The organism is Agromyces sp. NPDC055658 (assembly GCF_053618155.1).
The window spans coordinates 21,010-42,232 of record NZ_JBSHHD010000028.1; the positions used below are offsets into that span (position 1 = coordinate 21,010).

The following is a 21,223-nucleotide window of genomic DNA, read 5'->3' on the forward strand; positions in this document are numbered from 1 at the left end:
CCGTCATGCGACCGAGGCCGATCTCGCGAGCATCGCACGCAGGTCCTCGAGGTAGCCGATGCCGAACACGGTGAGGCCGCCGACGGTGCGTGCCGTCGGCTGCGACTCCGGCGCGCACTGCACGGCGACCACCTCGACGCCGGCCGGTACCCGGCTCGCCGCCGAGCGCAGCGGACCGACCCCGCGTGCCGAGCCGGTGACGAGGAAGGCGAGCGAGAGCCCGTGCAGCGTCTCGGCCGCGCTCCGCGCGACGTCTGGCAGCGGCGCGACGCGGTCGTCGCGCTCGACGACGCAGAGGGCGTCGACGAGCCGGTCGCGGGAGACGGTCGGCAGCTCGCGCATCGCACCCGTGCGACCGGCGTGGCGCCCGGACACCACGAATGCGACGCTCCGCGCGTCCCGGATGGCGCGCGCCCCGACCGATGCCGCGGCGCCCACCGCGAGCTCGAACTCGGCGTCGTCGGTGTACGCGCCGGGCTCGAGGTCGAGCAGCACCATCAGCCGGCTTCGCCTCGACTCCTCGAACTGGCGCACCATGAACGTGCCGGTCTTCGCGCTCGACCGCCAGTGGATGTATCGGCGGTCATCGCCCGGCAGGTACTCGCGGAGCGCGTGGAACGCGATGTCGCTCGTCGTGAGGTCGCGGGTCGGCGATCCCTCGAGGTCGCGGATGAACCCCGTGCTGAGCGCCGACACCGCCACCGTGCGCGGGTGCACCCGGAGCTCGGCCGTGTCGGACCAGACGATCTCGCGCCGCATGAGCCCGATCGGGTCGGCGCGCACCGTCCGCGCCGGTCCGATCGGAACGATCCCGCGCCGTTCGGTCGGGATGCGGAGCACCTCGTCGACCGTGCCGCCGCGCGGCAGGCCGGGCAGCACGCGCTCGATCACCCGTTCGCCGACCGGGACCTCGAGCTGCACGCCGCCGAAGCGCCGCGGACCGGGGTTGCTCGCGACGAGGCGCGCCTCGGCGTGATCGCCGACGACGACGCGAGGCATCGGCAACGACAGGCGGACCTCGCCGGCGCCGCGCCCGACGAGCCACAGCGCCGCGACCGCGACGAGCACGACGAAGGCCCAGCCGAGCGCGATGATCTCGACGAGCCCCCAGCTGTAGCCGACGACGAGCGAGACGGCCGCCGCTGCGGCGACGGACCAGCCGAGCGGCGTGACCACGCCGCGCACGGCGGCGGTCCACCGCATCGCCGCGCCGGCGGCGGATCGACCGCCGAGCACCGCACGCGCGATGACGACCGCGAGCAGGCCCTGCTTCCGTGCCTCCTCGGGGATCGTCGTTCGCGTCGCGGAAAGGCTCACACGACCTGCTTCGTCGATGGCGGCGGGGTCTCGATGAGCACCTGCGCGACCAGGTTCGACGTCGTCACGCCGTCGAACTCGGCCTCGGGATCGAGGATGAGCCGGTGCGCGAGCACCGGCTCGGCGAGCGCTTTCACGTCGTCGGGCACGACGTAGTGCCGGCCGCGGCCGGCCGCATGCGTCTTCGCCGTCCGGATGAGCGCGAGCGCGCCGCGCACGCTCACGCCGAGTCGCACCTCGCGGGCCGTGCGGGTCGCGTCGACGAGGCGCGAGACGTAGTCGTGGATCGTCGGATCGACGTACACCGTGCGCGCGAGCGCTGCGAGGGCGACGACCTCTTCCGCGTCGACGACCGGCTCGACCCGCTGGTCGTGCGCGCGCTGGTCGGCCCCCTCGAGGATCCGGATCGTCGACGCGTGGTCGGGGTAGCCGATCGACGTGCGCATGACGAAGCGGTCGAGCTGGGCCTCGGGCAGCCGATAGGTGCCGGCCTGCTCGACCGGGTTCTGGGTGGCGATCACCATGAACGGGTGCCCGACGGGATGCGTCTGCCCGTCGACCGTGACCTGTCCCTCCTCCATCACCTCGAGGAGCGCCGACTGGGTCTTCGGGCTCGCCCGGTTGATCTCGTCCGCCAGCACGATGCTCGCGAACACCGGGCCGGGGTGGAACTCGAACACCCCCTCGCGCTGGTCGTACACCGTGACGCCCGTGATGTCGCCCGGCAGCAGGTCGGGCGTGAACTGCACGCGATTGCTCGTGCCCGACACCGACTGCGCCATCGCGCGGGCGAGCGAGGTCTTGCCGGTTCCCGGCACGTCATCGAGGAGCAGGTGGCCTTCGCTGAGCAGGGCGGTGAACGCGAGCCGCACGACGCGGTTCTTGCCGAGCAGCACCTCCTCCACGGCGCCGACCAGCCGGTCGAGCGTCGCAGCGAAGCCGGCGGCCTCGTCGGGGGTCATCGTCATTGCTTCTCCTCGTTCTTCGCCTCGTATCGCGCGCTCACGCCGGCGATCCTGACATCCAACCAGACCGTGTCCCCTGGCCCGGCCCCGACGATCTCGCAGCTCGTCGGGGTCTGCGCGGGGCGACCCCGCGCATCGCCGTCCACTCCGCAGCTGAATTCGACCGGGAGGCCAGAATTGTCGGGCGCGTCCGTCCACGACCACGTCGAGCGGCGGGAGTCCCACTGCCGGCTCGGCAGCGCGAACGTGAGGGTGGGCGACTCTCCGGCGGGCAGGATGTCCGACCAGCGTCCGCAGCTTCCCCAGACGGTGCACCCGCGCACCTGGAATCGGCCGGTCTCGCCGAAGTCGAACCGCTCGCTCAGCAGCTCCCGCAGCCAGCCGGATCCGCGGAACTCGCGCTTCGTTCCGGCGATCTGCGTCCCCTGCTCGTCGACGCCCACGATCTCGATCCGCGAGGCCGCGACGTCGACGTCGTCGATGTAGCGGTCCCAGACCTCCGGCCCGTTCCACGCCATCTCGCTGTCGACGCCGTCGACGCCCCCGGGGCCCGGCCGCACGACGGTCCCGGCGACCGCGGTGTGCGCGCACCCCGCCCGGTTGTAGCCCCAGACGACGAACGAGTAGCGGGTCGACTCCGCGGCAGTCCCCGAGAACCGCAGGCTGGATGCCTCGGGGCCGACGCGGACCGTCTCGGCGACGCTGCCTCCCGACGACGGCGGTACGACGCTGCCGGGCGCCGGCGAGGTGACCTGGCATGACTGCGCCCCGCTCGGAACCCCGGTCGCGCCGTCGACGAGCCGCTGCACGAAATAACCCGCGAGGGCGTCGCCGTTCGCCGCGAACGGCGACCAGGTGACGGTCACCGCGCCCGCGGCCGCGTCGCCCGCGACATCGATCGATCCGGCGACGGGCGGCCCGAAGGGCGTGCCGGCGGTCGATGCCGCAGTCCACACGGCGAGCGCGGGATACGCCTCGTTGCGTGCGCTGACGCTGACGGGTACCCGGCTGCCGTTCGCGAGGGCCTGCGAGTCGACGCGGCATTCGCTCGGCGTGCAGGCCGATGCCGCGGCCACCTCCGTCGCGACTCCGGCGACCGTGACCACGTACGAGTGCACGGGGCTCCCCGATCCCGTCGCGACCGGGTCCCATTCGATGCCGAGCCGCCCGTCCAGCGGGAGCGCGGTGAGGCCGCCGGGAGGGGCGGGGATGACGTCGGACCAGACGGGTCCGGGCGCGACCTGGGGATCGGAGAAGCCGATGCCGTTGCGCGCCCGGATGCGTACGTCGACGGCGTTCCCGCGGCCGTTGCCCGGGGTGTCGACGGTGCAGGTCGTGGCCTGGCACATCGTGGTGGCGAGCGCATCGCCCGTGCCGGGGTCGGTGAGCGCGATCTCGTAGCCCGTGATGGGCGAGTTGTTGAAACCGCCGGCCCCGAAGGCGACGTCGAGCGTGCCGTCGCCGAAGCCCGTCACGGTCGGCGCGACGACGGGATCCGGGCGGTCCTGGACCGAAACGGTCACGGAGCCCCAGGCTCGTCGCGACGCCTCGCCCGTCGCGTCCTCGACCTGATACCGCACCGTCGTGTTGACGGGCGGCGCATCGGCTGCCGCCGTCACGGTGAGCGTCGAACGATCGGCGCTCGGCGTGATCTCGATGCCGTCGCCGATTCCCTCGAGGTCGACGGCGACGACGCGCAGCGGCGTCTCGGGGAACGGGTTCGTCTCCTCGTCGTTCGCGAGCACGTCGATCGTCGTCGTCCGCCCGCGGGCTGCGATCGCCCGGTCGTCGATCGGGCTGGCGACGGGCTTCGTCGAGGGCACGACGCGCAGCTCGATGCGCCCGCCCGAGCCGGATCCCGACGCATCGGCGACGTCGACGACGACGGCGGACCGCGCGCCGATCGGGGTGTCGGCGCGCGCTGCGACCGTGAGCTCGTCGCCGTCGAGACGCACGTCGAAGCCCTCGGCCTGCGGCGGCAGCACACGGTAGCTGAGGTCCGCCGACGCCGTCGCGGCGGGCGGGCTCGTCAGTCGGCGCAGGTCGATCTGCTTCGTCTGGCCCGGCTCGAAGTCGATCACGGTGCCGGTGATGGCCGGCGGCTCGTCGTCGTTCGCACGCACTTCGATGGGGATCACGATCGTGCCCGTGCGCGCGGTCGGGTCATCGGGGCCGTCGCCGTCCGTCACGGTGAACGAGATCGAGGCCGGACCTGAGTAGCCCTGCTCGCTTCGGAACCTCAGGGTGTCGCGATCGACCACGAGCGAGGTCCCGTCGCTGTGCGAGGCGAGCACGCTCGCCTCGTCCGTGATGTGGACGGGCTTGCCGGACGCGGCGATGACGAAGTCGGCGAGTTCGAGTTCGACGCTCTCGCCGCTCGCGACCTCGACATCGGGCGCATCGGCGCGCAGCTGCGGCAGGGCGTCGTCTCGTCCGGGGACCCTGATGAAGGCATAGGCCACCAGGCTCGGGTCCTCCGGGTGACTCACGACGAACGGCACGACCCGTCGACGGTCTTCGATCTCGACCCTGATCGACCCGTCACGCAGCACCTGGGCGCCACGCCGGTACCCGTCGACGAGGTCGACGCCGACGCCGTCGACGTCGCCGTCGGCGAGGAAGACGTTCTCCAGCACCGGGACGACGACGGACTCCTCGCCGACGATGTCGGTGAGGCCGAGCACCGTGTCGGATGCCTCGGGCCGGGCGAGCGGGGCATCCGGGTCCGCGACCACCGTGAGGAAGGCCGTGGCCTGTCCGAGCGCCTCGTTCTCGATCGTGTAGATGAAGGAGGACTTGCCGGAGCCGGGCGGGACGTCGACCTCGATACGCCCCTCCTCGACGGTGCGAGCCGTCGCGTCGCCGCGGTTCCTCGTGACGCGGATGACGCGCAGATCGCCGCCACCGGGATCGGAGTCGTTGTCGAGCACCTGCACCGTCACAGTGCGGTCCGGACGCACGGTGACGAGATCTTCGACCGCGATCGGGGCGGCAGGCCGGTCGACGCGCGGAGCGATGCCGACGCGCACCGTGCCCTCCGCGCGGGCACCGAGGGCGTCGACGACCGAGTAGGCGAATTCCTCGGTACCGGACGCGTAGACGCCGGCCCGGTAGTCGAGCCAGTCCGGGCCCGTCGCTTCGACGACACCTCGTTCTGGATTCGACTGCTGGCCGAGCAGTTGCACGGAGTCGCCGTCGGGGTCGACGCCAGACAGCGGGACGGGGATGCGCACCTTCTCACCCGCGATGACGCGCGCCGTCACCGTCTCCGGTACGGGCGGTGTGTTCGTCTCGGGTTCGGCCTCGCGGACGGAGATCGCGACGACGGCATCGGCGACCTGGCCGCCCGACTCGATGCGGTAGCGCGCACGGTAGTCGCCCGCCACCTCGGGGGCGAAGTAGCGCAACCGTTCGCCTGACGCGAAGAGCAGTCCGGCGTCGGGCTCTTCCACGAGGTCGGGAACGAGTTCGAACGGCAGCCCGTCGGGCTGCTCGTCGTTCTCGAGCACGGGGATGTCGATGACGTCGCCCGTGCGCATCGAGATCGTGTCGGGCGCCGCGACCGGAGGCTGGGCGGCCTCGGGTTCCGGTATCTCGACCAGCGTCACCTGGCCGGCCGCCTCGGCGAGCCCGTTGCTGACCCGGTACCCGAACACGGTCGAGCCGGTCTCGAGCGGTGCGATGAGCGTCACCCGCAGCAGCCGGTGGTCGACGACCTCGACGCGGAATCCGTCACCCGGCCGGGACCGCTCCGCATCCGTCACGACGAGGACGCCGCCGGTCGGGTCGATGTCGGTCGCGAGCACGTCGATGTCCGCCGGCTGCCCAACTCGCACGAAGGCCGTGTGCGGCACGGTGACCGGAGTGGTGTCGCGGTCGGGTGGCGCCTGCACCTCGACGCGGACGAAGCCCGTGGCCGGCGTGGCTCCGTCGGTGACGGTGTACTCGAGGTAGTGGGTGCCGATCTCGTCGCTCGTGAACCGGAAGGTGCCGCCGTCGTAGTCGGGGGTGATCGTCACGTCGGGCTTCGCCGGCACCGCGCTGAGCTCGACCCGGCCGCCGCCGCCTCGCACGTGACGCAGCGGATCGATGACGATCTCGCGGCCGGCCGTGGCCAGGGCGATGAACGGCTCGGCTTCGAGCGGGACGGCGCCGGCCGGATGCACGTCGACCTCGAGCGTGCCGACCGTCTCGTCCCGGCCGTCCGAGACGACGAGCGAGACCGTGCGGCCGTCGCCCGTCCCGCCGCGCTCGATGAACCCGACCGTGCCCTCGGCCGTCGACGAGACCTGATCGGGCTCCGCGACCTCGGCGCGCCGGAGGAACATCGGGTCGCCATCGGGATCGACCCAGTCGCCGAGCACCGCTGTCGACACCCGCTCGCCGACTCCGACGTCGGCGCGGATCGATCGACGCTGGACCGGCGGCGCATTCTCCTCCGCGGCGCGTACCACGACCGCCACCGAGGCCCGGCTCGAACCGCCGTGCCCGTCGTCGGCGGAGTAGTCGAAGCGCACGGTGCCCGCTGCGTCCGCATCGAGGGTCAGCTGGAGCTGCTGGTCGTCGGAGATGACGTCCAGCCGCGCCCACTCGGGCAGCTCCGCGTCCACCCCGGCGATCGCGAGCACGTCGCCGTTCGCGTCGTAATCGTTCAGGAGGACGGGCAGCACCGTCGTCCGGCCCGGTCGCGCGCCGAACTCGTCGTCCTCGGTGACGGGCGGCGTCCGGCGCTTCTCGATCTCGGGATCGCGGTCGGGGTCGTTGCGCTCGACCTCGCGATCATCGCGCTCGGTCTTCATCAGTCGCTGCCAGTCGTCGATGCGCTCGAAGCCGCGATCGGCGACCCAGGTCCGACCGTTGGCGCGGTCGTTGAGCACGATGGCCCGGCCGTTCTCGGCGAATGCGAGCTCGTCGCTCGCCGCGCCGAGTTCGACGGGCCGGTCGCCGTCGTCGCACGAGCGCCACGCCGAACCGCCGGCCCAGGCCGCGTACACGCAGCCCGAGTGCACGACGGGCGCCGCGGGCGTCCCGTCGAGATCCGTCACGGCCGAGCGCACTGCACCGCTGTCGAGATCCACCGCGACGAGCCCGCCTCGATGCGCGATCCAGACCTCATGGCCCTCGTCGGCCGGAACCTGCAGCCGAGGCGCCGCCGACGCACCGATCTCGTCGGCGAGCTCGACCCGGCGACCGTCGAGCTCGAGCACCCGGTCGTCCGCGTCGAAGACGGCCCAGCGACCACCGACCGAGGTCAGCTGCACCTCGTGGTCGGTCGGGAACGGTTCGAGCGACCAGTCGGCGGCGATCTGGTCGCCGTCGGCGGCCGAGACCTCCGCGAGATCGCCGGTCGACGGCGTGTACGCGAACAGCAGGCCGGACGGCGCGGCCGAGATGACGGCGCCCGGTCCGAAGTTGAGATCGGAGTCCGCGCTCTCCTCGAAATCGGCGAAGTCGTCGATCGGGGTCGTCCAGAGCTCGCCGTCGGCGGCGATCACGACCTGGTCGCCCGCGAGCGCGATGGTCGAGGCGTCGGGGGGAACCGGCACGGTGTCGGTGAGGGTCGAGTCCGCGGCGTCGACGACGCCGACGCTCGAGCGGTCGGGGTCGAACACGAGCACGGTCGCGCCGCGCTGCACGATCGTCGAGCCGCCGCCCGTCTCGACCATCGAGTTGAGCTCGAGCGCGGCGGTGCTCGCGCGGCCGACCGACTGCAAGCGCTCGTTCGCGACCCAGACGGCGGCGTCGCCGAGCTCGACGCGCTGCGCCGCATACCCGCCGCTCGTGACCGCGATCGTGGCGACGACCGCGACGACGGCCGTGACCGCGGCCGCGGTGACGATGGCGGACCGATGACGACGCGGGATCGCGAGTCGCATCACCCGACCCCTTCGACGTCGACGCAGCGCTCGGCGCTCGGCGTGCCCGGCTTCCCGTCGCGTGTGACGGTCACGCTCGCGCACACACGGTCGCGACCCGCCGCATCGACCGACAGGATCGTCGCGCGCTGGATCGGCGATGCCTCGCCGTCGACGAGCACGAGGTACGCGTCACCTTGGCGGAGACCCGGATCGCTCCACTCGAACGTCACCTCTTCGCCCGCGGCGGCGCCGCGCAGATCGGTGACGACCGGAATCGTTCTGGTGTTCTGGATCACCGTCGCGATGCCCGCCCCGACGAGCGCGACGAGCAGCACGGCCGCGATCGAGATGCCCCATGCGAGTCGGCGAGCGGTGGGTGGTGTCGATCGCGCGCGACCCGCGGTCGTCTCCGCCGACGCCGGATCGACGGTGGTTCGCGCGGCTGATCGCCGTCGCCGCCGCGCCTGGTCGATGCCGGAGCGGGCGGGACTCACGCGGGTCCGCTCGTCGAGGTCGACGGCGGTCGCGAGCGCCCAGTCGTCCATGGCCACCTCGATCGGCGTCTGCGGGAGCCCGAGCTCCTCCTCCACGGCCTGCAGGTCGCGGATGAACTCGAGCGCCCCGGACTGTCGCGCCTTCGGCTGCTTCGACATCGCCCGGGCGAGCACCGCCTCGAGGCTCGCCGGCACGTCGATGCGGCCGGTCGGCGCGAGCTTCGACTTCCCGATGCGTGCCGTGATCGCCTGCGGCGAGTTGTCGCCGCCCGGGACCTCGAACGGGCTCCGCCCGGCGAGCAGCGAGTAGACCGTCGCTCCGAGGGCCCAGACCTCGCTCGCGACGGTGCCGCTGGTCTCGTCGCGGAGCACCTCGGGTGCCGACCACGGCACCGAGAGTCCGACCGCCTCGGTGGTCTCGGCCTGGCCGAGCGTTGCCGCGATGCCGAAGTCGCTGAGCACCGGGTGACCGTATGCGGTCGTCAGGATGTTGGACGGCTTGATGTCGCGATGCAGCACACCGGATCGGTGGGCCGTCTCGACGGCGCTCGCGACGCGCACCCCGATCGAGAGCACCTCACCGAGCGGCAGTTGCACGGCACGGTAGCGCTGGCCGATCGAAGCCGAGCAGTACTCCATCACGAGGTACGGGCGTCCGTCGGCGGCAACGCTCGCCTGGTACACCGTGAGGATCGAGGGGTGCGAGCTCAGCTGGGCCATCAGATTCGCCTCGGCCTGGAACATCTGCCGGAGGTCGTCGTTGACCACGCCGGCGAGCAGCACCTTCACGGCGACGAGCCGGCGCGGCATGTTCTGCTCGTAGAGGAACACGTCGGCGAAGCCGCCCGAACCGAGCACGCGGATGAACTCGAAGCCCGGAAGGGTCGGCGGGGTGGACGGCAGTCGTCGCGACACGATCCTCCCAGTGTTCATCGGGACAGCGCTCATCGGGACGGCGCGGCAGGGTTCGGTGCCGACGTGGGCCCGCTGCCCCCCATTGTAGGTCGCCGCGGGCGCACCGCCGCGGGGCGGTCAGGCCCTCGCGGTCTCACCTGCGTCGTCGTCGTGCTCGCCGGGCTCGGACGGGGGCGGAACGACCTCGACGACGTCGATCACGACGACCGTCACGTTGTCGCGCCCGCCGTTTCCGAGTGCGGCGTCGACCAGCTGGGTGGCGGCCTTCTCGGCCTTCGGATTGGCGACGAGGAAGTGGCGGATGCCGTAGGACGTGAGCTCCTTCGTGAGCCCGTCGGAGCAGACGAGCAGCCGCATGCCCTCCTCGACGGCGATCGCCCGATAGTCGGGGATGGGCGCCTCGTGGAATCCGACCGCCCGCGTGATGACGTTCGAGTGCGGGTGCGTGTCGGCCTCTTCGCGCGTGATCTGCCCGGCATCGACGAGCTCCTGCACGATCGAGTGGTCGACCGTGAGCTGCTCGAGGACGCCGCCGACGAGGCGGTAGACCCGCGAGTCTCCGATGTTGAAGACGATCCATGCCGGTTCGCCCGAGATGAGCCCGAGGGCCGCGCCGGTCACCGTGGTCCCGCTGCCCTCGTCGGTGACGCCGGCGCCCCGCCCCATGTCCTGCACGGCGCGATGCAGCGACGCGTCGATCTCGGCCGTGCCGATGACCGGCTTGCCGCCGTGCTCGGCGAGCCGCGTCACGACGGCGGCGCTCGCGAAATCGCCCGCCGCATGTCCGCCCATGCCGTCCGCCACCGCGAAGACGGGTGCCTGCGCCACGTAGCTGTCCTCATTGACCTCGCGCCGCAGGCCGGTGTCGGTGATCGCGGCCCACGCGAGGGTGATCTCGGTGCCGTCGGGCAGCGCGATCCGATGGCGCGCGTTGCCGTTGCCTATCTGCGTCACGTGTTCGGCCTGTCTCGCGTGGGGTGATCGACTCCGGGGGGTGGGAGGATCTCGACGATCGTATCGTCTCCGAGATCGAGGCTCATGCCCGGCACGACGACGATCGACTCGCCCGCACGCAATCGCCGGGGCGCGCGCGGCCCGATCACGGTCGTGCCGTTCGTCGAGCGCAGGTCGCTCGCGACCAGACGTGCGCCCTCGACCCTGAGCTCGAGGTGGGTCGACGAGACGATCCTGCCCGGCGAGTCGACGGCGATGAGCCGGGGCACGCCGTGGACGCCCGGGATCCTCGGGGCACCGGGCCTCCGGCCGATGAGCACCGAGCCCTGCGGCACGAACGGGTCTCCCCCGGCCACGCGCACCTGCGGGAGCGCGGGGGCCGGGAGCTCCGGGGCCGACGCCGCGATCGTGCCATCCGGTCCCGTGCCGCCGTCCTCGGCGTCGATGGCCGCCGCGCTCGCGCTGTAGACCGTGTCCGCGTCGGCCGAGGCGACGGCGCGCTGCCATTCGACGGCGGACGCTCGCAGCCTCGCCCGCGCGTGCGCGACGACCGTGCCACCCGTGACGGGTTCGAGCACGGATGCGGCGCCGGTGAGTCGAACGGCCGACACGTCGTGGAACTCCGCGAGATGCCAGGGCTTGATGCCTCGCCCGTCGAATCGTCGACTGCCGCCGGGCGACTCGAGGTCGACGACCGCTCCCCCGCGCACGACGGCGGTCACGGATCCGGGGTCGTCGCCCATCCACCACACGAGCGCGAAATCCTGCTCGTCGTCATCAAGCCGCGCCGGGATCGCAGCCACGAGCGACTCGAGCGCCAGCCCGTGGTCGGCGGCGACACCGGCGAGCGCCGCGAGGACGTCATCGGCTGCGGGGGCGGCGAGCACGACGACGAAGCGCTCGCCGACGATGGCGTCCCAGGCTGCGGCGCCCGGGATCGCGTGGCTCGACACCGTCCCTCGTGGCATGTCGTCCAGTCTTCCACCGACCGGACCGCGCCGCGCGACGCGCATCCACCAGCCGAGGCCGCGGCGCACGCCCGAGATGGACCTCGATTACCAGCCAGCACCATGGAATCAGTCGTGAATGGCTCGAGAATCGACGGAATCACTTGCCAGAGGCATCCTTCACTGTCACAATCGAGCCATGACGAACGCAGGTCGTTCCAACGGGCATCGACCCGTGCAGCTCGACGAGGTGTCGAAGGCGATCATCGAGCAGCTGCAGGCCGATGGCCGTCGGTCGTACGCCGACATCGGCAAAGCGGTCGGACTGTCCGAGGCGGCCGTGCGCCAGCGCGTGCAACGACTCACCGAGTCGGGGGTGATGCAGATCGTCGCGGTCACCGACCCCATGCAGCTCGGCTTCACCCGGCAGGCGATGATCGGCATCCGCGCGTCCGGCGACACCCGCGTCCTGGCCGAACAGCTGGGCGAGATCCCCGAGATCGACTACGTCGTGCTCACCGCGGGCAGCTTCGACCTGCTCGCCGAGGTGGTGTGCGAGAACGACGAGGAACTCATCACCCTGCTCAACACGCGCATCCGCAGCCTCGACGGCGTGAACGCGACCGAGACGTTCGTCTACCTCAAGCTCCAGAAGCAGTTCTACAACTGGGGCACTCGCTAAGAAGGGAAGAACATGACCGACACGGTCTACGACAACGCTGCACTGCAGCAACAGGCGAAGGACCATCTCTGGATGCACTTCGCCCGGCAGTCCACGATGGAGACCTCGGGCGTGCCGATCATCACCCGCGGCGAGGGCCACCGCGTCTTCGACATCAACGGCAAGAGCTACATCGACGGCCTCGCGGGACTCTTCGTGGTCAACGCCGGCCACGGCCGCAAGCGTCTCGCGCAGGCGGGCGCCAAGCAGGCGGAGGAGCTCGCGTTCTTCCCGATCTGGTCGTACGCGCACCCGAAGGCGATCGAGCTCGCCGACCGCCTCGCCGGCTACGCACCCGGCGACCTCAACCACGTGTTCTTCTCGACCGGCGGCGGCGAGGCGGTCGAGACCGCCTACAAGCTCGCGAAGAACTACTGGAAGCTCATGGGCAAGCCGAGCAAGTACAAGGTCATCTCGCGCGCCCTCGCGTACCACGGCACGCCGCAGGGCGCTCTCGCCGTGACCGGACTGCCGATCAAGGCGCCGTTCGAGCCGATCACCCCCGGTGGCCTGCGCGTGCCGAACACGAACTTCTACCGCGCCGCCGACATGGGCGCGCCGACCGAGAGCGAAGAGGCGTTCGGCATCTGGGCTGCCAACCGCATCGAGGAGCAGATCCTCATGGAGGACCCCGACACCGTCGCGGCCGTCTTCCTCGAGCCCGTGCAGAACTCCGGCGGGTGCTTCCCGCCGCCCGCCGGTTATTTCCAGCGCGTGCGCGAGATCTGCGACAAGTACGACGTGCTGCTCGTCTCGGACGAGGTCATCTGCGCCTTCGGCCGCATCGGCCACATGTTCGCCTGCGACGAGTACGGCTACGTGCCCGACATGATCACCTGCGCCAAGGCGATGACCTCGGGCTACGCCCCGATGGGCGCGACGATCATCAACGAGCGCATCTACGAGCCGTTCTCGAAGGGCGACACGACCTTCTACCACGGCTACACGTGGGCGGGTCACCCGGTCTCGGCCGCGGTCGCACTGGAGAACCTCGACATCTTCGAAGAGGAGCACCTCCTCGAGCACGTGCGGGAGAACTCGCCGTTGTTCCGCGCCGAGCTCGAGAAGCTCAGCGACCTGCCGATCGTCGGCGACGTGCGCGGTGCCGGCTACTTCTTCGCCGTCGAGCTCGTGAAGGACAAGGCCACGCGCGAGACCTTCAACGAGGACGAGTCCGAGCGGCTGCTCCGCGGCTTCCTCTCGACGGCGCTGTTCGACGCCGGCCTCTACTGCCGCGCCGACGACCGAGGCGATCCCGTGATCCAGCTCTCGCCGCCGCTCACGATCGGCGTGCCCGAGTTCCAGGAGATCGAGCAGATCCTCCGGAGCGTGCTGACCGAGGCGTCGAACCGCATCTGATCGCTGCCCCTTCGTCCTTCGAACCCGGTGGCGGGCTCCCGTGAGTCCGCCACCGGGTTCGTCGTCTTCGGCCGTCACGCCTCATCGAGTCGTGGGGGTCGAGTGAACGCCCAGTCCGGCAGCGCTCCCGTGCCGAGGTAGTGTTCGAGCAGCCGAGCCATCGAGTAGTCGGGGTCCGCAGTGAGCACGGCGTCGAGCAGCGCACCGGCGGCCGATCCGCGCCCGAGCGCCCAGCAGAGCCATGCGGCGATGCAGAGCGGGCCCGAGCGATGGCTCGCCGGGGCGTCTGCGACGACCTCGCGCACGACGACGAGTGCGCGCTCGAGCCGCGCGCGATCCGGTTGCAGGCCAGTCCTGCCGAGCATGAGCCGCGAGAGGAACTCGCTGACCTCGAGCCCCGGGCCGTGCCCGGCGAACTCTCGGCGGATGAGCGCATCGACCGACTCGCCCTGGGCCTCTGCGCGTTCGGCGAGGTCGACGGCGTCGTCGTGCGCCGCGGCGCCGACGACGGGGCCGAAGGCGAACTGCAGCATCATGCCGTCGCGGAACACCGGTCGCGAAGCGAGGTGCAGGAACCACGCCCGCCGCAGCGCCGAGGACGCCCGCGGTGCGAGCAGCCGTTCGACGAGCTCGACGGGGTCGACGTCGTCGCCCAGCGCACGGAAGATCGTGTCGCCGGCGTCGGCTCGCTCGATCCGTCGCAGCTCGCGCGCGATCGCCGCGGCGCGGTGCTCGTCGGGTTCCGGCAGCCTCGCCGGCGCCGACGGCCCCTCGGCGAGCTCGTCGTGCGGATGGAGGCCGCGCGCCGGCACGACGTCGAGCTCCTCGAGCGGCCGCCCGCCGGACGGCAGCTCTGCGTCGAGGAAGGACCCCCAACCGTCGGCGGCACGGCAGAGCGCGTCGCGCACGCCGAAGCCGGCTTCCGCGGCGCGACGGCACAGCAGTTCGACGAGCCTCCGTTCGGGCGCGCCGCCGTGGTCGGCGAACCCCTCGTCGGTGTAGACGACCGGTGCGATCGCATCGACGCCCGGCATCCTGCACAGGGACGAGATGACGGCCGAGACGAGCGCAGTGCGATCGCGCGACCGGCGCGGCAGGTCGTGACGCAGGACGCCGAGGGTGCGGCGCCCCTCGAACGCGACGCACACGAGCGACTGCGCCGGCATGAAGCCTGCGAGCCTCGGCACGAGGGCGAGGAACTCTTGCGCCGAACCGGCGCGGATGATCGTGGTCATGGACCGAGACTGGCTGCCGTCGACCACTTGAGGCTCGCCGCGCAGGTTCGGTCGCCGCCCACGGAGGTGTGGAGGACGGGACGGCCACCCGTCCTCGACCGTCGCGGCCTCACTCGGGTGTTCCGCGATGTCTGAATTCCGCGAGCCGCCGTCAGCGGCCGCAGTTACGCTCGACGCATGACCAACGAGTACCTCATCCGCCTCGACAGCCCGATCGGCCGGCTCGAGGTCGTCGCCGACGATGCGGCCGTGACCGCGCTGACGATCGAACGAGACGGCGTCCTCCCCCGCGACGGCGAGCCCGAGCGCTCCAATCCCGTCCTCGAACACGCGAGGCGCGAGCTCGACGAGTACTTCGCCGGCACGCGCACCGAATTCGACGTGCCCGTCCGGTGGCACGGCACCCCGTTCCAGGAGTCGGTGTGGCGCGAGCTCTCGAGACTCGGCTGGGGCGAGGCGACCTCGTACGGATCGCTGGCCGCGGCCGTCGGCCGGCCCGGCGCGTCGCGTGCGATCGGTGGTGCGGTGGGGGCCAATCCGGTGCCGATCCTCGTCGGCTGCCATCGCGTGCTCGCGGCCGACGGCCGGATCACCGGCTACTCGGCCGGTGAGGGCATCCCGACCAAGCTCTGGCTGCTCGGGCACGAGCGCATCGGCTTCGCCGCGTGAGCGTCATCCCCCGCCCCGACGTCGTCGTCGGCGACGACGGTCGTGCCCGCTGCGCGTGGGGCGCGAGCGACCCCGAGTACCGCCGCTACCACGACGAGGAGTGGGGCACGCCGCAACACGATCCGGTACGGCTCTACGAGAAGGTCTGCCTCGAGGGATTCCAGGCCGGACTGTCGTGGATCACGATCCTGCGCCGCCGCGAGGCGTTCCGGGAGGTGTTCCACGGATTCGATCCCGCACGCGTGGCGGAGATGACCGACCACGATGTCGAGCGCCTGCTCGGGGACGCCCGCATCATCCGGCACCGCGGCAAGATCCGGGCGACGATCACGAACGCCCGCGCCACCCTCGCCCTCGATCGCTCCCTCGACGAGCTGCTCTGGGGGTTCGCACCGCCACCGCGAACGATCGCGCCGGCCTCGTTCGCCGAGGTCCCGGCGACGACGCCGGAGTCCATCGCCATGAGCCGAGAACTGCGCCGCCGCGGGTTCGCCTTCGTAGGCCCGACCACGATGTACGCGCTCATGCAGGCCGCGGGAATGGTCGACGATCACGTCGCCGGCTGCTTCAGGGCGAGGCATCACGGCGGCGCCTGACGGCCGCCGGGCCGGGCGCGCGGCACGCCCCTGAGATCCTTGACACCGTCGAATCCCGCAGGCTACGTTGAGCCCACTTCGGGGGACAGGCAACGACGCCCGGACCATCGATCCGAAGCCGCTCGCCGGCTGGGCGAGCGGAGACGCTCATCATAGAAGGAGCACTGCATGCGATTCACGAGAACGCTCGCGCTGGCCGCCACCGCGGCTGCCGCGCTCACTGTCGGCACCGTCATCCCGGCTGCCGGCGCAACCCCGCTCGATTCCGACGTCCCCTCCTACCAGGAGTTCGCGGCATCGACGTACCGAGACATCGACGGCGGCTACATCGTCAACGGAGACGAACTGATCTCGGGCCAGAGCGACCTGCGGTCGTTCTACGAGCAGCTCGTCGGACCCGAGACGCCGACCGACGGCCTCATCGTCAACACGGTCAACGGCGCCGACGACAAGTGGTCCGCTTCGCAGGTGGGCAACCTCACCTATTGCGTCAGCACGAAGTTCGGCACTCGTCACGCCGACGTCGTCAGTGCGATGGCGAGCGGCGCCGCCCTTTGGGAGTCCGCATCGTCGAAGATCGACTTCGTCTACGTGAGCAGCGCCGACAGCCAGTGCACGACGCGCAACAAGTCGGTCCTGTTCTCGGTCGAGCCGGTGCAGACCTCGCAGTACATCGCTCGCGCCTTCTTCCCGAGCTCGCCCGACCGACAGCAGAACGTGCTCATCGACGACTCGATCTGGAGCTCGGGCGCTTGGACGCCGACCAACATCCTCGGCCACGAGCTCGGCCACACCCTCGGCTTCCGGCACGAGCACACGCGCCCCGAATCGGGCACGTGCTTCGAAGACAACAACTGGCGTCCGCTGACGCCGTACGACTCGGCGTCGATCATGCACTACCCGCAGTGCAACGGCTCGTCCGACGACCTGTCCATGACGAGCAGCGACCGCGCGGGCGTTGTCGCACTCTACGGCAACTGAGACACCGCTTCTGAGGTCTCCCGTCTGAGTCTGCTGGGTCCGGTCGTGTTCGACCGGACCCAGCGTTCAGCTCGAGGCGATGCGCAACGGGCCCGCCCCCGTCTTCCTCCTCGTGCACGGTGCACGGTGGCGGGCCACAGGGCGCGGCTGCACGCGTCGGTGGTGCAGGAAGCCGTCGCACTCGCGAGATGGCGGACCCGGGATCGCGAGACGGCGATTCAGGCGACGAGTTCGACCTCGCGCGGCTGGGTCGCCCCGCGGTCTTCGCCGAGCCGCATCGAGAACCCCTCGACCTTTGCCCAGTCGATCAGGTCGTCGACGGTGGCGAGCTCGGGGCGCCGAGCGAGCACGGCCCGCGTGAAGCGCCCCTTCGCCTGCTTGTTGAAGTGGTTGAGGGCGCGCTTGCGGCCGGCGCCGTCGATCGAGACGACGCGCACGTACACGCTGTCCCGGCGGGCGGGCGCCGGGCCGAGCTCCGCATAGCCCTCCGACCGGAGGTCGATGATCAGACCGGGTTCGCGCTCCAGCACGCCGGCGAGGTGATCGCGCCAGAACGACTTGAGGCGCACGCCGGGCACTCGCGAGTCGTGCGAGAGCCGATATGCGGGAATCGGGTCGAGCGCACCGACGAGGCCGAAGAGTGCGGAATGCACGATGACCGTGCGAGCGGCGAACTCGCGAGCCGCGTCGTCGAGCGTCGGCGCGTCGAGGGCGTCGAAGAGCACACCGGTGTAGCGGTCGATCGCGGGCATCGTCGGGGCCGTGGCGAGCTCGCGGTTGCGCGCGACCTCGGCGGCTTGGCGCGGTCCGAGCTTGAGCGCCCGCATCGTCGCGTCGTGGTCGGCCGCGAGGTCGACGAGAGCGCTGGTCAGCTGCTCCCGCGGCTCTCGGAGGCCGTCGAAGGAGAGCGCGTCGAGCGACAATGGCGCACCGGGGCCGCCGTCGCGCTTCGTCTCGGACGGCGGGAGAAGCAGCAGCACTACGAACCGATGAATGCGAGTGCGGCTTCGACGTTCGTGCCCAGCGATTCGATGCTGTCGATGGTGACGCGCGGAAGCGCCGACGACGGGCCGGTCCAGGCGGCGTAGCCCTCGAGGCTCTGCTCGACGGCTCGCCAGGTGGTCTCCTCGAGGTGCGGCAGGCCGCGCTCGCGCTTCTCGAGCCTCGAGCGGTGCAGCGCTTCGTCGGAGCAGACGACCTCGATCACCCGGAGCCGGGCGTCGGTGCGGGCTGCGAGGTCCCGCCACTGCAGTCGCGCCGCCTCCGCGGCGTTCACCGCGTCGACGATGACGGTTCGGCCGGAGGCGAGCTCCTTCTCGGCGATCTCCTCGGCGACCAGGTACGCGGCGAGGCCGGTGGGCTGGTCGGCGTCGATCCCGGCCTTCAGAATGGCCGACTCGATCGGGTCGACCGACACGACCGTGGCGCCGAGGCGGGCGCCGACGATCTGGGCGATCGTCGACTTGCCCGCACCCGGCAGCCCGGCCATGACGATGAGCTGGGTGACGCTCAGGTCACCGAACTGACGGTCGAACGGTTGCTCCCCCGGCATCCGCTCCCCCTCAGGCGAGTTCGGCGCGGGACGCGACGACCTGCACCTGATCGGACTGGACTGAGAGGAATCCGTCTTCCGCCGAGGCGGTGATCTTCTCGCCGCCCGGCAGGGTGACGCGCACCTCGCCGCTCGCGAGGATCGCGAGCATCGGCTCGTGCCCCGGGAGGATGCCGATCTCGCCTTCGACGGTCTTGGCGACCACCATGGCCGCCTCGCCCGACCACACTTCGCGGTCGGCCGAGACGACGCTCACGTTGAGGGCGGCCATGCTCAGCCGTTCTCCTTCTGGATCTGCGCCCACTTCTCTTCCACGTCGGAGATCGGGCCGACGTTGAAGAACGCCTGCTCGGCGACGTGGTCGAAGTCGCCCCGGGCGATCGCGTCGAACGACTCGATGGTGTCCTTCAGCGGGACCGTCGAACCCTCGACACCCGTGAACTTCTTCGCCATGTAGGTGTTCTGCGAAAGGAACTGCTGGATCCGGCGCGCGCGGGCCACGGTGATCTTGTCTTCCTCGGAGAGCTCGTCGACACCGAGGATGGCGATGATCTCCTGCAGTTCCTTGTTCTTCTGGAGGATCTGCTTGACCGTGGTCGCGACGCGGTAGTGGTCGGCGCCCAGGTAGCGCGGGTCCATGATGCGCGACGTCGACGTCAGCGGGTCGATCGCGGGGTACAGACCCTTCGACGCGATCTCACGCGAGAGCTCGGTCGTGGCGTCGAGGTGGGCGAACGTGGTCGCCGGGGCCGGGTCGGTGTAGTCGTCGGCCGGGACGTAGATCGCCTGCAGCGAGGTGATCGAGTGGCCGCGCGTCGAGGTGATGCGCTCCTGCAGGATGCCCATCTCGTCGGCGAGGTTCGGCTGGTAGCCCACAGCGGAGGGCATGCGGCCGAGCAGCGTCGACACCTCGGAGCCCGCCTGGGTGAAGCGGAAGATGTTGTCGATGAAGAGCAGCACGTCCTGCTTCTGCACGTCGCGGAAGTACTCGGCCATCGTGAGGGCCGAGAGGGCGACGCGCAGACGCGTCCCGGGCGGCTCGTCCATCTGGCCGAAGACGAGGGCGGTCTTGTCGAAGACGCCCGCCTCCTCCATCTCGTGGATGAGGTCGTTGCCCTCACGGGTGCGCTCGCCGACGCCGGCGAACACCGACACGCCGCCGTGGTCCTGCGCGACGCGCTGGATCATCTCCTGGATGAGGACGGTCTTGCCGACGCCCGCACCGCCGAAGAGGCCGATCTTTCCACCCTGCACGTACGGGGTGAGGAGGTCGATCGACTTGATGCCGGTCTCGAAGAGCTGCGTCTTCGACTCGAGCTGGTCGAAGGCCGGGGGCTTGCGGTGGATCGGCCAGCGCTCGGTGACCTCGATGGTCTCGCCGGGCTCGAGGTTCAGCACCTCGCCCATGACGTTGAAGACCTTGCCCTTGGTGACGTCGCCGACGGGCACCGAGATGGGGGCGCCGGTGTCGCGAACCTCCTGGCCGCGGACCAGGCCGTCGGTCGGCTTGAGGGCGATCGCACGCACGACGTCGTCGCCCAGGTGCTGCGCGACCTCGAGGTTCAGAGTCGTGGTCGTGCCGCCGATGGTGACGTCGGTCTGGAGGGCGTTGTAGATCTCGGGGATCGAGTCGTGCGGGAACTCGATGTCGACGACGGGGCCCGTCACGCGGGCGATGCGGCCGACGGCGACGGCCTGGTCGGCGACCATGTCGATGGTGTCAGTCATTTCTGCTCACTCTTTCTGGATTGCTACTTGGCGGCGACGAGCGCGTCCGCGCCGCCCACGATCTCGGAGATCTGCTGCGTGATCTCGGCCTGGCGGGCATTGTTCGCCAGGCGGGTGTAGTCGGTGATGAGCTTGTCGGCGTTGTCGGACGCCGACTTCATCGCCTTCTGCGTGGCCGCGTGCTTGGCGGCGGCCGACTGCAGCAGGGCATTGAAGATGCGGCTCTCGATGTACACCGGCAACAGGCCGTCGAGCACGGTCTCGACGTCGGGCTCGAACTCGTACAGCGGCTGCACCGTGGCATCGGGCTCTTCGACGCCTTCGACGACCTCGAGCGGCAGGAGACGCACGACCGTGGGGGTCTGCGTCATCATGCTGACGAAGGTGTTGTAGACGACGTGGATCTCGTCGACGCCGCCGTCGGAGGCGTCGCGCAGGAACGACTCGAGCACCGCGTCCGCGATCTCCTTGGCCAGCTCGAACTCGGGGCTCTCGCTCGATCCGACCCAGTCCTGCTCGAACTCGCGGTGCCGGAACTGGAAGTACCCGACCGCCTTGCGCCCGACGAGGAAGTACACGACCTCCTTGCCCTGCGAGCGGAGGAGCTCGGCGAGCTCCTCCGCTTCGCGAAGCACCTGCGAGTTGAACGCACCGGCGAGGCCGCGGTCGCTCGTGAGGATCACGATCGCCGCACGCTCGATCTTCTCGGGCTCGGTCGTCAGCACGTGGTCGACGTTCGAGTACGTCGCCACGGCCGAGACGGCACGGGTGATCGCCCGCGAGTACGGCGTCGAAGCCGCCACCCTCGCCTGCGCCTTCTGGATGCGCGAGGCGGCGATGAGCTCCATCGCCTTGGTGATCTTCTTCGTCGTCTGGGCAGACTTGATCTTCTGCCGGTAGACCCGAAGTTGCGCTCCCATGTCTCTCCTGTA

At 70.8% G+C, this 21,223-nt stretch carries 17 protein-coding genes; 5 read left to right on the forward strand and 12 right to left on the reverse strand.

All coding sequences use genetic code 11. The annotated features are described in order from the left end of the window. Positions 1-3: 3 nt before the first annotated feature. From ACWGPE_RS13745 to ACWGPE_RS13770, 6 genes are all read right to left on the reverse strand, one after another. Entirely contained in the window at positions 4-1,317 is a 1,314-nt protein-coding gene (locus tag ACWGPE_RS13745; protein WP_452048913.1) for a DUF58 domain-containing protein, read from the reverse strand. Then, the gene (locus ACWGPE_RS13750) at positions 1,314-2,285 is read right to left on the reverse strand and encodes an AAA family ATPase (protein ID WP_231431462.1); all 972 of its coding nucleotides are present in this window, start codon (positions 2,283-2,285) and stop codon (positions 1,314-1,316) included. Before ACWGPE_RS13750 ends, ACWGPE_RS13745 begins: the two co-directional genes overlap by 4 nt. After that, positions 2,282-8,158 (reverse strand): Ig-like domain-containing protein, encoded by a 5,877-nt coding sequence (locus ACWGPE_RS13755; protein ID WP_452048914.1) that lies wholly within the window; start codon positions 8,156-8,158, stop codon positions 2,282-2,284. Before ACWGPE_RS13755 ends, ACWGPE_RS13750 begins: the two co-directional genes overlap by 4 nt. Continuing rightward, positions 8,158-9,549: a serine/threonine-protein kinase gene (locus ACWGPE_RS13760; RefSeq protein WP_231431464.1), complete on the reverse strand. Its 1,392-nt coding sequence runs from the start codon at positions 9,547-9,549 to the stop codon at positions 8,158-8,160. The genes ACWGPE_RS13755 and ACWGPE_RS13760 overlap by 1 nt, the downstream gene beginning before the upstream one ends. Before the next feature lie 117 nt (positions 9,550-9,666). After that, the gene (locus tag ACWGPE_RS13765; RefSeq protein ID WP_231431465.1) at positions 9,667-10,503 is read right to left on the reverse strand and encodes a PP2C family protein-serine/threonine phosphatase; all 837 of its coding nucleotides are present in this window, start codon (positions 10,501-10,503) and stop codon (positions 9,667-9,669) included. Then, entirely contained in the window at positions 10,500-11,471 is a 972-nt protein-coding gene (locus tag ACWGPE_RS13770; protein WP_231431466.1) for an FHA domain-containing protein, read from the reverse strand. The genes ACWGPE_RS13765 and ACWGPE_RS13770 overlap by 4 nt, the downstream gene beginning before the upstream one ends. A gap of 178 nt (positions 11,472-11,649) precedes the next feature. Here ACWGPE_RS13770 and ACWGPE_RS13775 point away from each other — a divergent pair, with 178 nt between their 5' ends. Further along, a complete protein-coding gene (locus ACWGPE_RS13775) occupies positions 11,650-12,132 on the forward strand; it encodes an Lrp/AsnC family transcriptional regulator (protein WP_231431467.1) in 483 nt (160 codons plus the stop codon). Between the two features lie 12 nt (positions 12,133-12,144). Beyond that, a complete protein-coding gene (locus ACWGPE_RS13780) occupies positions 12,145-13,530 on the forward strand; it encodes an aspartate aminotransferase family protein (RefSeq protein ID WP_231431468.1) in 1,386 nt (461 codons plus the stop codon). A 74-nt stretch (positions 13,531-13,604) separates the two neighbouring features. On the opposite strand, the gene ACWGPE_RS13785 is transcribed toward ACWGPE_RS13780, so the two are convergent. After that, entirely contained in the window at positions 13,605-14,765 is a 1,161-nt protein-coding gene (locus tag ACWGPE_RS13785; RefSeq protein ID WP_231431469.1) for a DUF4192 family protein, read from the reverse strand. Between the two features lie 177 nt (positions 14,766-14,942). Between ACWGPE_RS13785 and ACWGPE_RS13790 the strand changes: the two genes are divergently transcribed. The 3 genes from ACWGPE_RS13790 to ACWGPE_RS13800 all read left to right on the forward strand — a co-directional run bounded on the left by ACWGPE_RS13790 (position 14,943) and on the right by ACWGPE_RS13800 (position 17,011). Next, entirely contained in the window at positions 14,943-15,434 is a 492-nt protein-coding gene (locus tag ACWGPE_RS13790; RefSeq protein ID WP_231431470.1) for a methylated-DNA--[protein]-cysteine S-methyltransferase, read from the forward strand. A gap of 5 nt (positions 15,435-15,439) precedes the next feature. Continuing rightward, positions 15,440-16,030, forward strand: a complete 591-nt coding sequence (locus tag ACWGPE_RS13795; RefSeq protein ID WP_231432361.1) for a DNA-3-methyladenine glycosylase I — start codon at positions 15,440-15,442, stop codon at positions 16,028-16,030. Between the two features lie 168 nt (positions 16,031-16,198). Beyond that, positions 16,199-17,011: a M57 family metalloprotease gene (locus ACWGPE_RS13800; protein WP_231431471.1), complete on the forward strand. Its 813-nt coding sequence runs from the start codon at positions 16,199-16,201 to the stop codon at positions 17,009-17,011. 218 nt (positions 17,012-17,229) lie between these two features. On the opposite strand, the gene ACWGPE_RS13805 is transcribed toward ACWGPE_RS13800, so the two are convergent. From ACWGPE_RS13805 to ACWGPE_RS13825, 5 genes are read right to left on the reverse strand one after another with little or no spacing between them, the layout of a single operon-like run. Further along, positions 17,230-17,991: a YaaA family protein gene (locus ACWGPE_RS13805; RefSeq protein WP_231431472.1), complete on the reverse strand. Its 762-nt coding sequence runs from the start codon at positions 17,989-17,991 to the stop codon at positions 17,230-17,232. Further along, a complete protein-coding gene (locus ACWGPE_RS13810; protein WP_231431473.1) occupies positions 17,991-18,563 on the reverse strand; it encodes an AAA family ATPase in 573 nt (190 codons plus the stop codon). Before ACWGPE_RS13810 ends, ACWGPE_RS13805 begins: the two co-directional genes overlap by 1 nt. Before the next feature lie 10 nt (positions 18,564-18,573). After that, positions 18,574-18,834 (reverse strand): F0F1 ATP synthase subunit epsilon, encoded by a 261-nt coding sequence (locus tag ACWGPE_RS13815; RefSeq protein WP_231431474.1) that lies wholly within the window; start codon positions 18,832-18,834, stop codon positions 18,574-18,576. Positions 18,835-18,836: 2 nt separating this feature from the next. Beyond that, a complete protein-coding gene (gene atpD / locus ACWGPE_RS13820; RefSeq protein WP_231431475.1) occupies positions 18,837-20,291 on the reverse strand; it encodes a F0F1 ATP synthase subunit beta in 1,455 nt (484 codons plus the stop codon). Between the two features lie 23 nt (positions 20,292-20,314). Further along, positions 20,315-21,211, reverse strand: coding sequence for a F0F1 ATP synthase subunit gamma (locus ACWGPE_RS13825; protein ID WP_231431476.1), 897 nt, complete (start codon positions 21,209-21,211; stop codon positions 20,315-20,317). Positions 21,212-21,223: the final 12 nt, after the last annotated feature.